The organism is Hirschia baltica ATCC 49814 (assembly GCF_000023785.1).
GTDB classification, from domain to species: Bacteria; Pseudomonadota; Alphaproteobacteria; order Caulobacterales; family Hyphomonadaceae; genus Hirschia; species Hirschia baltica.
Genome location: NC_012982.1, coordinates 1,468,544 through 1,481,224 on the forward strand (window position 1 = coordinate 1,468,544; position 12,681 = coordinate 1,481,224).

Annotated in this window: 12 protein-coding genes; 9 read left to right on the top strand and 3 right to left on the bottom strand. The window is 43.9% G+C overall.

Going from position 1 to position 12,681, the window contains the following annotated elements; translation table 11 throughout:
• Positions 1 to 13: 13 nt before the first annotated feature.
• From yajC to HBAL_RS07045, 5 genes are all read left to right on the top strand, one after another.
• Positions 14 to 367 carry a preprotein translocase subunit YajC gene (yajC, locus tag HBAL_RS07025; protein WP_015827246.1) on the top strand — a complete coding sequence of 118 codons (354 nt, stop codon included), beginning with the start codon at positions 14 to 16 and terminating at the stop codon, positions 365 to 367.
• A 12-nt stretch (positions 368 to 379) separates the two neighbouring features.
• Positions 380 to 1,972, top strand: coding sequence for a protein translocase subunit SecD (gene secD, locus HBAL_RS07030; protein ID WP_015827247.1), 1,593 nt, complete (start codon positions 380 to 382; stop codon positions 1,970 to 1,972).
• A gap of 11 nt (positions 1,973 to 1,983) precedes the next feature.
• Positions 1,984 to 2,967: a protein translocase subunit SecF gene (gene secF, locus HBAL_RS07035; RefSeq protein ID WP_015827248.1), complete on the top strand. Its 984-nt coding sequence runs from the start codon at positions 1,984 to 1,986 to the stop codon at positions 2,965 to 2,967.
• 443 nt (positions 2,968 to 3,410) lie between these two features.
• Positions 3,411 to 3,734 carry an energy transducer TonB gene (locus HBAL_RS07040; protein ID WP_015827249.1) on the top strand — a complete coding sequence of 108 codons (324 nt, stop codon included), beginning with the start codon at positions 3,411 to 3,413 and terminating at the stop codon, positions 3,732 to 3,734.
• A gap of 85 nt (positions 3,735 to 3,819) precedes the next feature.
• Positions 3,820 to 5,859 carry a methyl-accepting chemotaxis protein gene (locus HBAL_RS07045; RefSeq protein WP_015827250.1) on the top strand — a complete coding sequence of 680 codons (2,040 nt, stop codon included), beginning with the start codon at positions 3,820 to 3,822 and terminating at the stop codon, positions 5,857 to 5,859.
• Between the two features lie 152 nt (positions 5,860 to 6,011).
• Here HBAL_RS07045 and HBAL_RS07050 read toward each other — a convergent pair whose 3' ends face one another.
• The gene (locus tag HBAL_RS07050) at positions 6,012 to 6,602 is read right to left on the bottom strand and encodes a superoxide dismutase (RefSeq protein ID WP_015827251.1); all 591 of its coding nucleotides are present in this window, start codon (positions 6,600 to 6,602) and stop codon (positions 6,012 to 6,014) included.
• A gap of 64 nt (positions 6,603 to 6,666) precedes the next feature.
• On the opposite strand from HBAL_RS07050, the gene HBAL_RS16295 reads away from it, so the two are divergent.
• Entirely contained in the window at positions 6,667 to 7,359 is a 693-nt protein-coding gene (locus tag HBAL_RS16295) for a squalene/phytoene synthase family protein (protein WP_015827252.1), read from the top strand.
• Positions 7,360 to 7,384: 25 nt separating this feature from the next.
• Here HBAL_RS16295 and HBAL_RS07060 read toward each other — a convergent pair whose 3' ends face one another.
• Positions 7,385 to 8,152, bottom strand: a complete 768-nt coding sequence (locus HBAL_RS07060) for a haloacid dehalogenase type II (protein ID WP_041301467.1) — start codon at positions 8,150 to 8,152, stop codon at positions 7,385 to 7,387.
• A 453-nt stretch (positions 8,153 to 8,605) separates the two neighbouring features.
• Here HBAL_RS07060 and HBAL_RS07065 point away from each other — a divergent pair, with 453 nt between their 5' ends.
• Positions 8,606 to 9,019, top strand: coding sequence for a response regulator (locus HBAL_RS07065; protein ID WP_015827254.1), 414 nt, complete (start codon positions 8,606 to 8,608; stop codon positions 9,017 to 9,019).
• A 68-nt stretch (positions 9,020 to 9,087) separates the two neighbouring features.
• Here the strand turns inward: HBAL_RS07065 and trmFO are convergent, their stop codons facing one another.
• Complete coding sequence (trmFO, locus tag HBAL_RS07070) at positions 9,088 to 10,509, bottom strand: methylenetetrahydrofolate--tRNA-(uracil(54)-C(5))-methyltransferase (FADH(2)-oxidizing) TrmFO (RefSeq protein WP_015827255.1); 1,422 nt, start codon at positions 10,507 to 10,509, stop codon at positions 9,088 to 9,090.
• A gap of 201 nt (positions 10,510 to 10,710) precedes the next feature.
• On the opposite strand from trmFO, the gene HBAL_RS07075 reads away from it, so the two are divergent.
• Together HBAL_RS07075 and HBAL_RS07080 are read left to right on the top strand one after the other, a co-directional pair.
• Positions 10,711 to 11,703: a DUF3667 domain-containing protein gene (locus tag HBAL_RS07075; RefSeq protein ID WP_015827256.1), complete on the top strand. Its 993-nt coding sequence runs from the start codon at positions 10,711 to 10,713 to the stop codon at positions 11,701 to 11,703.
• Between the two features lie 49 nt (positions 11,704 to 11,752).
• A complete protein-coding gene (locus tag HBAL_RS07080) occupies positions 11,753 to 12,670 on the top strand; it encodes a hypothetical protein (protein WP_015827257.1) in 918 nt (305 codons plus the stop codon).
• Positions 12,671 to 12,681 lie beyond the last annotated feature (11 nt).

The following is a 12,681-nucleotide window of genomic DNA, read 5'->3' on the forward strand; positions in this document are numbered from 1 at the left end:
TTAAGAGGCGTTTATGTCTATCGCACCGCTAATTTTTCAGGTGACCAGCGCTGATGGCGCAGCCGGTCAACCTTCTCCATTGCTTCAAATGCTACCATTCGCTGGTATTCTTGTGATTTTGTATTTCACAATGATTCGTCCTCAGCAAAAGCGCCAAAAAGAACATCAGGCGATGGTGAATGCTGTCGTAAAGGGCGATACAATTGTCACGACTGGCGGACTTATTGGTAAAATCACACGTGTCGAAGATACTGAAGTTGTGATTGATGCGGGCGAGGGTGTAAAACTTCGCGTGCTTCGCGCTATGATTGTTGAGGTCCGTGGTAAAAACACACCTCAGCCAGCTAACGATACTTCTAAAAGCTAGAGTCGCTAAATTATGTTGCAATTTGCTCTTTGGAAACGCCTTCTTGTGATTGGCGTTGTTTTGCTAGGAGCTTGGTTGTGCCTGCCGAATCTGCTGAATGCAGGTCAACGCGCTGGGCTTCCAGGATTTATGCCATCTGAAACTGTAAAATTAGGTTTGGACCTTAAAGGCGGTTCCTATCTACTGCTGGAGGTGGATCCAGAGGAATTGCAACAAAATAGGTTGCTGGAACTTTCTCGGGATATTCAGCGAACGCTTATTAAAAAGCCCAATAATGTGAAATTCCGTGGCCGAGAAGTTGTTGATGGTGGTGTTCGGTTTCGTGTAATGGAACCAACCCAAATTGATGAAGCAAAAAGGCGGGTGCGTGAGTTATCTTCTCCTGTTGGCGGAATCGGCGGACAGCAAAGTTTAAATATCTCTGAGCAAAACGGCGTGATGAATGTTACGTTTTCATCGGCTCGTTTGGAAGAGCTTGAAGTTGAAGCCCTGAACGATTCTATTGAAGTCGTTCGTAGACGTGTTGATGGCTCAGGGACAACCGACCCCAATATTCAAAGACAGGGATCAAACCGAATTGTACTTGAAGTTCCAGGGTTGGACGATCCGACTGAATTGATAGAGCTGATTCAACGTGCGGGTGTTATGACCGTTAATCTTGTTGATGAAACTGCTGATGCATCCCAGTATCGGTTAGATGAGCCACGTTTGGGGAAGGTAAAGCGCCAAGATGCTTATTCTGCGCGCGAATATGTCGTTCACGAAGACCCCATTCTGACGGGTGCTGATTTTGCAACTGCGTCACAAGGTTTTGATGAAAACAACCGTCCACAAATTAACTTTACTCTAAAAGGGCGCGGACCAAAGGTTTTTGGAGATTTTACCTCTGAGCACATCAATGATAGTTTTGCTATTGTGCTTGATGGGCAAGTGATTTCTGCAGCAAGTGTACGTTCCCCTATTTTGAGTGGATCTGGTCGAATTACAGGTTCGTTTGAAATTCAGGAAGCGAACGCAATTGCTATCGTGCTTAGGGCGGGTGAGTTACCAGCTAAGCTCCAAGTCGTCGAGCAGCGAGTGGTAGGCGCGGGGTTGGGTGAAGACTCTATTCGCGCAGGGACGACAGCATCCGCTATTGGTCTGGCGCTCGTCGCAATCTTTATGATTCTTGCCTATGGTTTGTGGGGTGTGTTTGCGGTTATATCTCTTGCAGCAAATATTATGCTCATCATTGGGTCTTTGTCAGGATTGGGTGCAACCCTAACATTGCCTGGTATTGCTGGTATTATCCTAACGATCGGTATGGCCGTTGATGCAAACGTTCTTGTATTTGAACGCATCCGTGAAGAACATAAAAATGGTCGTTCTCCCATTACATCCATAGAAATAGGATATAAGCAGGCAAGTTCAACAATATTGGATGCCAACTTAACGACCCTAATTGCGGCGGCCGTTTTATTCTGGCTTGGGTCAGGTCCTGTAAAAGGGTTTGCGGTGACTTTGGGAATAGGTGTTTTTACCTCTGTATTCACTGCGTTCGTTTTGACACGTATGTTTATGGCTGATTGGGTGCGAACTGTTCGTCCCAAAAAGCTACCAGTATAGGAAGAGAGATTATGTTATTGAAATACCTTCCTACTGAGCCAAAAATTGGTTTTATGAAACTTAGGTTTGGTGCTTTTGCTTTGTCGTTAGTTCTTATTATTGCATCTATTGCAATGGTCGCAACACGAGGGCTTAACTTTGGTATCGATTTCGTTGGTGGTGTTGTGATTGAGATCGAGACATCAACAAAAGTCGACATTGGCGAAATCAGAGATGCTCTGTCTGAACTTGATTTGGATGGGGTCGAGGTTACTGAGATTAAAGATAATCTAGTAGCGGAAGAGACAGGCACGACGATCGCATTGATCAAAACCAAAGCTCCAGATGCTGAAGGCGAGGCTGTAGAGGCTGCTGTACAAGCAACAGCAAGCGGAATACTTTCTGCACTGAAAGACAAATTCGGTGACATTGAAGAGCGTCGTAAAGAGGCTGTAGGTCCGAAAGTATCGGGTGAACTTTTGCAGGACGGTATCATGGCGCTAGTTGTTGCGCTTGGATTGATGCTTCTTTACATCTGGTTCAGGTTCCAATGGCAATTCTCTATTGGAGCGGTACTTGCGCTTATACATGATGTAATTCTGACAATTGGTATGTTTGCGGTGACGCAATTTGAGTTCAATCTATCTACAATTGCGGCACTGCTAACAATTGTGGGGTATTCTATGAATGATACCGTAGTTGTGTATGACCGTGTGCGTGAGGAAATGCGCAGGTATAAAAAAATGTCTGATACTGATGTAATTGATATGTCTATAAATCGGACGCTATCTCGTACATTGCTAACATCAGGAACAACTTTGCTTGCTCTATTCTCCATTTTCCTACTGGGTGGTGAGGTTTTGCGGGGCTTCTCTTTTGCCATGATTTGGGGTGTGTTTATTGGGACTTATTCGTCCATCTTTATCGCATCGGCAATATTGCTTCACACAGGCCTTCGTCGTGGAAGTATAGGTGGTGGTGAAAATGAAAACGCACCTCATGGCGCACAAGTATAGCGGTATAAATCAGCGGTTTGTACTATAAAAAATATTATGAAGGGCATCTATTGTTGAATGGATGCCCTTTTTATTGAATTCATTTGTTAACATGAATTTGAATATTCTCAGCTTTTGAAGCTATGGAGCCAGAATTTAACGTCCTATACGTGCTTTTTAGGCACATTACATTTTAGGGTTGATGTGTGTTTTAAATTTCTTGCGAAATTTATTTGCTGGATAAAATTGTTTTATATCAATTGTTTACATTGTTTCGACTAGTAAAAACGATCTAAAAATTCGTTTGGATGAGTACATATTTGTAATTTTGGTAGTTAAATTAACCTAACATTTGCAACTCAGAGGTCAATATTTGCCCGTGTAAGCGTATGTCTGGCTGATTCATTATATGTTTCAGTCATTCAAAAAAAACGTATCACTATATCTGTTTTAAGGGTGAAACCATGAAGTTGAAATTTGCATTGTCAGCAGCTGCTCTATCAGTTGCATCTGTATTTGGTGGTGCTGCTCCAGCACTTGCTGAAGCTAAAGTAGTAAAACAAGTTGCTCCTGAATATCCACGTGGAGCTGAACGCCGTGAATTGGAAGGCTCTGTTTCATTGTCTTTCGATGTAAATGACGCTGGAAAAGTTGAAAATGTAGCTGTTACTGACGCTAGTATTCCTGGTGTATTTGATGCAGCAGCAATTAAAGCGCTGAGCCAATGGAAATTTGAATCAGGTTCTCCAGATGCTGGCATTAACGTAACGATTAACTTTCAGCTTTAAAATATAATAATCAAACGGACTGCGCTTTAGTGGTCCGTTTGATTAAAAATCAAAAATTTAGAAGCTCTGGGGGCTGAAAAAGATAATGTCTAAGTTAAATCACAATTTGATTAGGGTGCGGCTACCTGCAGCGTTTGCAGCAGCCGGAGTGACGTTGGCAGGAGCCTCAGGGATTTCAATCTCCGCTCTGAATTCGTCCAGTGCTGGTTTAACAGATGTTGTCGAAGAAAAATTGCCGCTTCTAGAAGCTGCCGATGATATGGGAACTTCATCTAGTGTTCTTAAGGCTGCGACAGAAGGTTTTGCCGGAGTTGTCAGTGAAACTGAGCGATCTCGTTCTCTTGATGAGCTGGTGAGTTACCTTGCTGACATTGATGCGAATATCGCAGAATTAGCGGCTGCTGAAGACGTAGGAAATTTAACGCAAGTTGGTGCAGCAATTGATGAAATGCAAAATGCTGTAAACTCGCTAAACAGCGTTGTGACGCAAAGAATTGCTGTAGATGGTAGATTGCGCTCTGCAATGAACGATGTGCGTGATTTTAGAAGCGACGTGGTGGCCGCTGTTGAAGGCCAATTAGATACTGCAGAAGAAGGTGATATCGAAACCCTTTTGCGTATTAGCCTCTCCGCAAATACTATGAACTCACTTTACGGTGAAATTGAGCTTGCGGAAACTGTTGATAGCATCACTTCTATCGAAGAAGAATTACTTTATCAGGTCGATGAAATTACAGTGAATGTTGCGATTCTCGGTGGCGTGGCCTCAGGAGAGTTGAAAAACGCTGTGCAAAGTCTTGTCACTTTTGCTGAAGGTGACAGTACGATTGCGTCAATGAAGACGCAGGTGCTTGAATCTGTATTGCAAGCTGAAGCGATAGCTGAGCAAGCAAATTCCGCTGCTGAAACATTACAAGCATCTACCATCTCGTTCGCAGAGACAATTAGAGCAGATGCTGAAGCTACAGCAAAATCAGCGTTGGGTACAAATACAACAGCGATTACCTTGCTTATTTTGATGACACTAGCATCATTAGCAGGTGCTGGATTGATTGGTTTCTTCTACGTGGATCGCCGTATTTCCAAACGTTTGACAGCACTCAACAATGCCATGGCACGTTTGGCTGATGGTGAGTTTGATATTGATATGTCAGGCACTGACGGAAAAGACGAAATCGGCCAAATGTCTCAAACTCTACGCGTGTTTGAGGAAAATGGTCGCGAGCGTTTGCGTCTTGAAGAACAAACAAAAGTTGAAGCTGCTGAGCGTGAGACACGTACACGTCAGATTGATAGCTTTATCGAAGATTTCGACGGCAAAATGCGCGATACATTTGAAGTTATGTCTCGAGCAACTTCAGAATTACAAAATACTGCCGCGGTCATGCGTGGTTCAGCTGAGAACGCAACACATGAAACTGGAGCAGCTGCCGGTGCTGCAGATCAAGCATCTCACAATGTGAACACTGTGGCGTCTGCCGCTGAAGAAATGTCAGCTTCTATCGCAGAAATTGCAAACCAGATCGTGCATTCAACGAAGATAGCAAAAGAAGCTGTTGATGAAATGCATGTTTCAAGTGAAAGCGTAAAAGGCCTGGATCGCGAAGCAGAAGCGATTGGGGAAGTTGTTGATCTTATTAACAATATTGCAGGCCAAACAAACTTGCTTGCACTCAATGCGACTATCGAGGCAGCGCGTGCTGGTGAAGCCGGTAAGGGGTTTGCGGTTGTTGCGAATGAAGTGAAACAACTTTCAAGCCAAACAAGTAAAGCAACTGAACAAATAGCAAGTCAGATAGCAAGCATACAGCAAGCTTCTGGTGGTGCTGTTTCTGTTATGAACAAGATTTCTACACTGATTAGTGATATTGATACGATTTCTTCATCGATTGCTTCTGCAATGGATCAGCAGCGTGCAGCAATAATGGAAATCTCCCGGTCAGCTCAAGAAGCAGCGAGCGGCGCTCAAACAGTTAATGATTCAGTGCAGTCTCTGAGTGCAACAACATCTGAAACCGGCCAATGTGCACAACAGGTAGAGAGTGCATCTACTGGTTTGGCCGGCGAAGCTGATGGGCTTCAAACGTCCGTTGTAGATTTCTTACAGAAAGTTCGTTCAGCTTAAGGCGGTTGATTTATCCAGTCTCTATGAGCGCATTGTTGGGAAAGCCCGTCAAATTTGGCGGGCTTTTTTATATTCAAAACATGGATAGTTAAAAAAAGGCCGCCCTGCATATAGCAGAGCGGCCTTTTAAAATTTGGCTTTTAACTGTGATCCTAGCTAGCGTCTGCCAAGTTCTGGTTTACGAAGTCCCAATTCACGAGTTCGCTAAGAAAGGTTTCAATGTAAACTGGACGTGCGTTCTGGTAATCTAGGTAATATGCGTGCTCCCAAACATCCATGGTTAGAAGCGGTGTTACACCGTCTTCTGTAAGAGGTGTTTCAGCATTTGGAGTTTTGCGCACTTCTAGTTTGCCGTTTGCAAGGACAAGCCAAGCCCAACCAGAACCAAATTGAGTCGCACCAGCTGTAGCGAAAGCTTCTTTAAATGCAGCATAAGACCCAAAATCTGCATTGATCTTGTCGGCGATCGCACCAGTTGGCTCGCCGCCACCTTGTGGTTTCATTGAGTGCCAGAAGAATGTGTGGTTCCACACTTGAGCCGCATTGTTAAATACACCGCCATCAGAAGACTTGATGATTTCTTCAAGTGATTTGCCTGCGAAGTCAGTGCCTTCAATCATCTTATTCAAATTTGTCACATATGCGTTGTGATGCTTTGCGTGGTGAAAGCTAAAAGTGTTCGCAGACATGTGAGGTTCTAGTGCATCTGTTGCGTATGGGAGTGCAGGAAGTTCGAAAGCCATTGGTATGTCCTCTTTTTTTAAATGAACAGCTAGATATATAACGTTACTGTCCATATATGGTTTCATGACCAATACGACTAGCCCCCAAATCCGCGCACCTAACGAAGAGCTGGAAAATAAACTAAAATCTTCGGATGAAGATCGATGGTTGGCCAGTAGATACGCTCCAAAGAGCAAAAGAGCCATACTTGTGGCTTTTTATTCTTTGGTACATGAGTTGGAGCGTGCCTTAGGTGTATCAGAACCGATGCTCGGTAGAATCCGCGTACAATGGTGGCGTGAGGTTTTAGATCAAATATTTTCAGGCAGTGTTGTGCGCTCCCATGATTTGGCTTTGGCGCTGAAAGATGAGTTTTGCGACATGCCGGATATGCAGCCAATGGTAGATGGGTTGCTGAATGCATATGATGATGTGTTGGATGGTATAGAGAATGCCGACAAGCCACCGCGTATGGAGACAGGCGCTTGGATTGCTCTATGTGCTGCTAAAATTTTGAGACTAGAGATTGAGCCTTATCAGGATGCGATCGCTGCTTGTGGGCGTGGATATGTTTCTGCCCGTATAGGTAGTCCATGTGCTGCGCCTCGCCTTGAAGCTGTTCAGCAAGCTTTCCCGACTATACCACCGGAATTTGGCGGGGCTGTTTTGTATGTGGCGACAATGCCTGCCTATATGACAGGCAAAGGCATTTCCCCTTTAGGGCGCCGGTGGAGTATCTTTAAAGCGATGGCCAGCGGGAAGATAAGCAAAGTCTAGGTAGCAAACCTTCCTAGGCTACTTTTTATTTGATGAGCTTGTCAGCCAATTCATCGATACCATTTACGATGAAGTCTGGTTCTTTGGCGAGTGGGTAGAGAGCTTTGCCCGGACGGGCTACGAATACGGCTTGCATGTTGGCTGCTTTGGCTCCGGCAATATCCCAACCATGCGCTGCAACAAGCATAGCGTCATGTGGCTCGACATTCATTTTTTTCAACGCCCAGTCATATGCGGCTAGATTGGGTTTGTAGATTTCAATGTCTTCAATGCTTAAGCGTTGGTCGAAATAGGGGGTAAGACCTGCAAATTCAAATTGAGCTTTTACACCAGCATTAGACGAATTTGTGAGACTTACAATTGTGTAGCCAGCTGCTTTTAGGCGTTGGAGCCCGCCAATCACATCAGGGTGGGGTGGCAAGGAAGTCAACGGTGTAGCTATGGCGGATTTGGCGGCCTCTGGCGTGATCTCGATGTTGTTATTTTCGGCAACCATCATTAGGGCGGCTACGCCAATGTCTCCAAAGCTGTGATATTGGCCTGTGCTGGTATCAACGAGGGAGTGATGCAACATGGTAGAAAACCATAACGCCATTAGATCTTCGCGGCCTTCCAGAGCTTCGCTCACGGATGACTTCATGGCGTCTAGATCGAGAAGCGTTTCATTTACATCGAAGAATATTATTTTAGGTCGTGTTTCTGGCTGATCCGCTACGGCTAATGGGGCAAAAGAGACAAGACCAAATGAAAAGGAAACAGCAATCAATAATTTCAATCGTCTAAGTAATTTCATAGGAGGAGCTTTCATTTGAACGTATGATTTAGCACTGAACTATCATAGTAGAATGATAGATTCCTATGTGTTGCGAGGTCAAAATTTATGAAACTTGATCACTTCCCTGCGAGCGCTCAAGCAATTGAGAGAGAAAAGGACAAATGCTGTTATTGCTAATTTGAGGTTATGAAAGTTGGTTTTTATATTCAGTTTTGGAACGCACATGCATTTAGGGTAGAAATTCACTGATTTTTCCCACTCAGAAAAATTAAATATTTTTCATATTTGATCAAGTGTCTGAAATAGAGAGAATTTAGTCTGTTTGCTGAATTGTTGTTTTCACGCGCAGCGTCTGTTATCTATCCGCTCAAGGAAACATAAGATTTTCCACGTTTTTAATAGTTAACTTAAGTTCTGGTGCTTGAGAAGGGGCAGCGGCAGATCTTTTATGCGTGTTTGTAGGAAATAGTAGTGAGATCTGATTTCAAAATTTTGCTGGTTGATGATGACCCAATCGATCAGTTGTTTATAAAAAAAGCGCTTTTAAAGGTGATTCCGAACGTGGATTTAGTTTGTTCCCTTAGAAGTGAAAAAGCTATTCAATTGCTAGAAGAGCGTGAATATCTCCCCGACCTGATTATTACTGACCTCAATATGCCAGGCGAAAGCGGTATTGAGTTTTTGAAGCGAATTCGCGACAATGTTAAGTTGCATAATATTCCGGTGATAATGATGTCGACTTCGGCAGCGCAATCAGATGTAAATGCAGCTTATCTTTCTCGCGTTAGTACGTATATCCAAAAACCCTTTGACATCAAAAGTTATGATCACATTGCGAAAGTGATTGTAGACTACTGGTGTAATATTGCGCTTTTGCCAAGCTAAATTGAAATCCAAGGAAATGCACTGAGGTGCAAATTCCCTAGATTTGGAGCTCGTTGCATAAGTGTTTTCTAACTCTGTGTTCCTAGCCATTCTTGAATGTCTTTGAGTGCTCGTGCGGATTGTGCTCTCTTTTTGGCGCGGCTTTTATCTTTGCCGCGATATCTTTTCCCTGTTTCTGGATCTGCTTTGGCAAAATCTATGTCTGGAAATAAGCCGAAATTTACATTCATAGGTTGGAATGTTGCTTTACCTATAAGGTGTCCACCTGTGACATGGGATATTAGTGAGCCTAGGGCTGTCGTTTCTGGTGGAGGGCTTATTTCTCTGCCTAGGCGTTCAAATGCAGCAAAACGTCCTGCTAATAATCCCATCGCTGCACTTTCAACATAACCTTCAACGCCGGAAACCTGTCCAGCGAAGCGAATGCGCAATTGGTTTTTAAGTTGTAGCTTGTTGTTTAGCACTTTAGGGCTGTTGATAAATGTGTTGCGGTGGATACCACCAAGTCTCGCAAACTCGGCATTTTCAAGACCTGGAATCATACGCAATACGTCTTTTTGAGCGCCATAAGTCATTTTTGTTTGGAAGCCGACAATATTCCAAAGTGTGCCAAGCTTGTTATCTTGGCGCAGCTGAACAATCGCATGTGCTTTGACATCAGGCTGGTGTGCGTTTGTTAAACCCACGGGTTTCAATGGGCCGTATCGCAGTGTTTCAGGGCCTCGAGAAGCCATAACTTCTACAGGCAAGCAGCCTTCAAAATAGGGTGTGTCTTTTTCCCATTCTTTGAACTCAGTTTTTGGTGCATTATTCAATGCCTCAAGGAAGGCCAGATATTGTTCTTCATTCATCGGGCAGTTGACATAAGCATCAGTCTCACCCGACGGACCAGGTTTATCATAGCGAGATTGTCGCCACGCTTTGCTCATATCAATGCTATCATAATAAACGATCGGAGCTATGGCGTCGAAGAAGGATAACTCGTCTTCCCCGGTTAATTCCTTTATGGCCTCTCCCATAGAAGGAGACGTCAAAGGGCCGGTTGCTATAATAACACTGTCCCATTCTGCTGGAGGGATGCCGGGGACTTCCTCGCGTTCAATCGTAATAAGAGGGTGGGCTTGTATTTTAGCTGTAACGGCTTGGGAGAAACCATCCCGGTCAACAGCGAGAGCGGAGCCAGCGGGTATTTGGTGATCATGCGCTGTGGAGATGATAAGGCCGTTAGCGCGGCGCATCTCTTCATGAAGAAGCCCAACAGCATTATTTTCAAAATCGTCGGAACGAAAGGAGTTTGAGCACACAAGCTCAGCTAATCCATCTGTTTGATGTGCCTCAGTTTTTTTAGTAGGACGCATTTCATGTAGAATTACAGGCACACCCAGATTAGCCGCTTGCCAAGCAGCTTCACATCCCGCCATACCGCCGCCAATAACGTGGATAGGTGCTAGGGTTGATTTCTGATTGGCGTCATTGTCTAGTTGCGTCATTAGCTGGTATTATCTCACTGGGGTAGGGATATGAAAGTTGCCTTTAAAAACACAGCTTTTAAAGTAGGGGTAGTGGTTATTACACTTTTGATCCTTTTATCAGGTGTTTTTGTTAAATTACACGATAAATCGGTTCATTTTGGGTGAGTCTTTGTAGACAATTTAGAACGCGGCAGATGTTGGAAATCCTTGGGGCAACATATGAGTAGTGAAATAGAAGCTGGGGGCCTTTGGGGGTTGGCGCGCTCTTTACGGGCCGGTAAAAAAAACAAGCCAAAGTTTACCAATTGTCAAAACTGTAAGACCGCTCTTACCGGTCGATATTGCCATGAATGTGGGCAATTAGCTGATGATTTTCAAAGACCTATCTGGTCGCTTGTAGCTGAGGGGGTATCTGATTTTTTATCATTAGATGGCCGTTTGTGGCGAACTTTGCCGCAGCTTTTGCTTCGTCCGGGTAGGATTACGCGTCATTATATTGATGGAAAACGCGCCTCACATGTGCCCCCATTTCGGCTTTACTTAGTTGCTAGTCTGCTGTTTTTTACAACTTTTTTTGTTGTTGGGGCATCTGGTGATGATGTGGAAAACCTCTTTAATCTAGCTCCAAATGCTGCCAAAGCCTGTGAAGAGGCGCGTGCAGAGATTAAGGAAGATCCTGAAGCCGCTGCTAAATGGGAAGAGATATGCGAGAATCCAGAGGCTATTGAAAGTAAAGAACTTTCAGTCGACGATTTGAACTTTGGAGAAGGGATGGAAGCTTATTCTCAACTAGTGACAGAGAATATAAACATCCTCCTGAAGGAGCCTCAACGTTTCTGGTTATTGGTCCAAAATTGGGCTCCACGTATCGCTTTTCTGTTGCTTCCCTTCATGGTTATTGGGCTTGGCGTGTTGTATCCGTTTAAGCGTGGTGTGTATTTATATGACCATGTCGTGCTTTCGCTGCATTTTCTGACAATGTTGTTTATTTTAATGACGGTAAGTTTTGTATTACCAAAGTTTTTGTCAGAAATTTTTGTGTTCGTGCTGATATTCTATCCATTTATATATTTGTACAGAACATTACGCGTCGTGTTTGATAGCGGCCGAATAACATCTTTTTTGAGGGCTTTTATAATGTGGTGCGGGAGTTTCATTGTAACCATTTTTTTAGTAGTCGTTACGATAGCCACGGTCACAATTACAGCTTAAGCAATGTATGAAGAAGCTACAGCGAAATTAAGCAAAATAAGGTTTTGAAATGTCAGAAGTACCAGCGGGCAAAGTGCCAATTTTGGAAAGTATTGGTGTTGCCTACAAATACTTGGCTGCTAATTGGCAGCGTTGGATCCCTGCGTGTATTTTGTTGGGTGGCGTGTCTGCTTGGTATCAAATGCAATCCGTGCGTACCGCAATAGATGCTAGCAATGGCGTGAATTCTGGTTTTACAGCGTTTGGCGTTTTTTGTATCTTTATGCTGACTAGCATTGTTGTTGGTGTTGGGATTTATCGACACGTTATTCGTGATGAATATAATCCGCCTATTGGGATTGGTTTCGGTATTGATGAAATTCGCGTTCTTGGCGTTACATTATCGTTGGTTTTGATTTTTGGTATTGTGGGTGGTTTTCTGGCTATCTTGCTTGTTGCCGCAGCATCCATCCTTGTCGCAAGTAGCGGGCTAGATCCTGAGCTTGCATCAACCAATCCAGATCTGTTTATGGAGCAGTTTGCTGCTGCATTGGGAACAGGTAATGGACCTATCTTGCTGGTTATAGCTCTGCTGTTTTTGTGTGGACTGATTTTTGTGAGCGTACGCCTGACATTTGTTACTGCAGCAACGATTTCCGAAAAACGAATGATGGTGTTTCAAACATGGAGTTTTGCAAAAGGAAACTTTTGGAGAATTGTCGCCTCCTTGCTTTTAGCGATATTTCCAATGGTACTAGTGGGTGGAATTATCATTGGTGTGACGAATTTATTGATTTTAGGTGGCGCAGCGAAAGACAAACTGCATGAGGCTAGTTTGGCGCAATTGTTTGCGGTTGGTTCTATCGAAGGTTTTATAAACGCGGTGATATCAATCGTCAGCATCTCGTTGATTGCGTATCTCTATAAAGGTTTGCGTCCGTCAGATGAAGAGCTTGAAGCTCTTAGTAAAAAAGCTTCTGAAAGCTAACCTATCTGGTT

Bases quoted from the DNA above. Each gene is read 5' to 3' on its own strand.
- yajC (WP_015827246.1), top strand. From the start codon at position 14: ATGTCTATCGCACCGCTAATTTTTCAGGTGACCAGCGCTGATGGCGCA.
- secD (WP_015827247.1), top strand. From the start codon at position 380: ATGTTGCAATTTGCTCTTTGGAAACGCCTTCTTGTGATTGGCGTTGTT.
- secF (WP_015827248.1), top strand. From the start codon at position 1,984: ATGTTATTGAAATACCTTCCTACTGAGCCAAAAATTGGTTTTATGAAA.
- HBAL_RS07040 (WP_015827249.1), top strand. From the start codon at position 3,411: ATGAAGTTGAAATTTGCATTGTCAGCAGCTGCTCTATCAGTTGCATCT.
- HBAL_RS07045 (WP_015827250.1), top strand. From the start codon at position 3,820: ATGTCTAAGTTAAATCACAATTTGATTAGGGTGCGGCTACCTGCAGCG.
- HBAL_RS07050 (WP_015827251.1), bottom strand. From the start codon at position 6,602: ATGGCTTTCGAACTTCCTGCACTCCCATACGCAACAGATGCACTAGAA.
- HBAL_RS16295 (WP_015827252.1), top strand. From the start codon at position 6,667: ATGACCAATACGACTAGCCCCCAAATCCGCGCACCTAACGAAGAGCTG.
- HBAL_RS07060 (WP_041301467.1), bottom strand. From the start codon at position 8,152: ATGAAATTACTTAGACGATTGAAATTATTGATTGCTGTTTCCTTTTCA.
- trmFO (WP_015827255.1), bottom strand. From the start codon at position 10,509: ATGACGCAACTAGACAATGACGCCAATCAGAAATCAACCCTAGCACCT.
- HBAL_RS07075 (WP_015827256.1), top strand. From the start codon at position 10,711: ATGAGTAGTGAAATAGAAGCTGGGGGCCTTTGGGGGTTGGCGCGCTCT.
- HBAL_RS07080 (WP_015827257.1), top strand. From the start codon at position 11,753: ATGTCAGAAGTACCAGCGGGCAAAGTGCCAATTTTGGAAAGTATTGGT.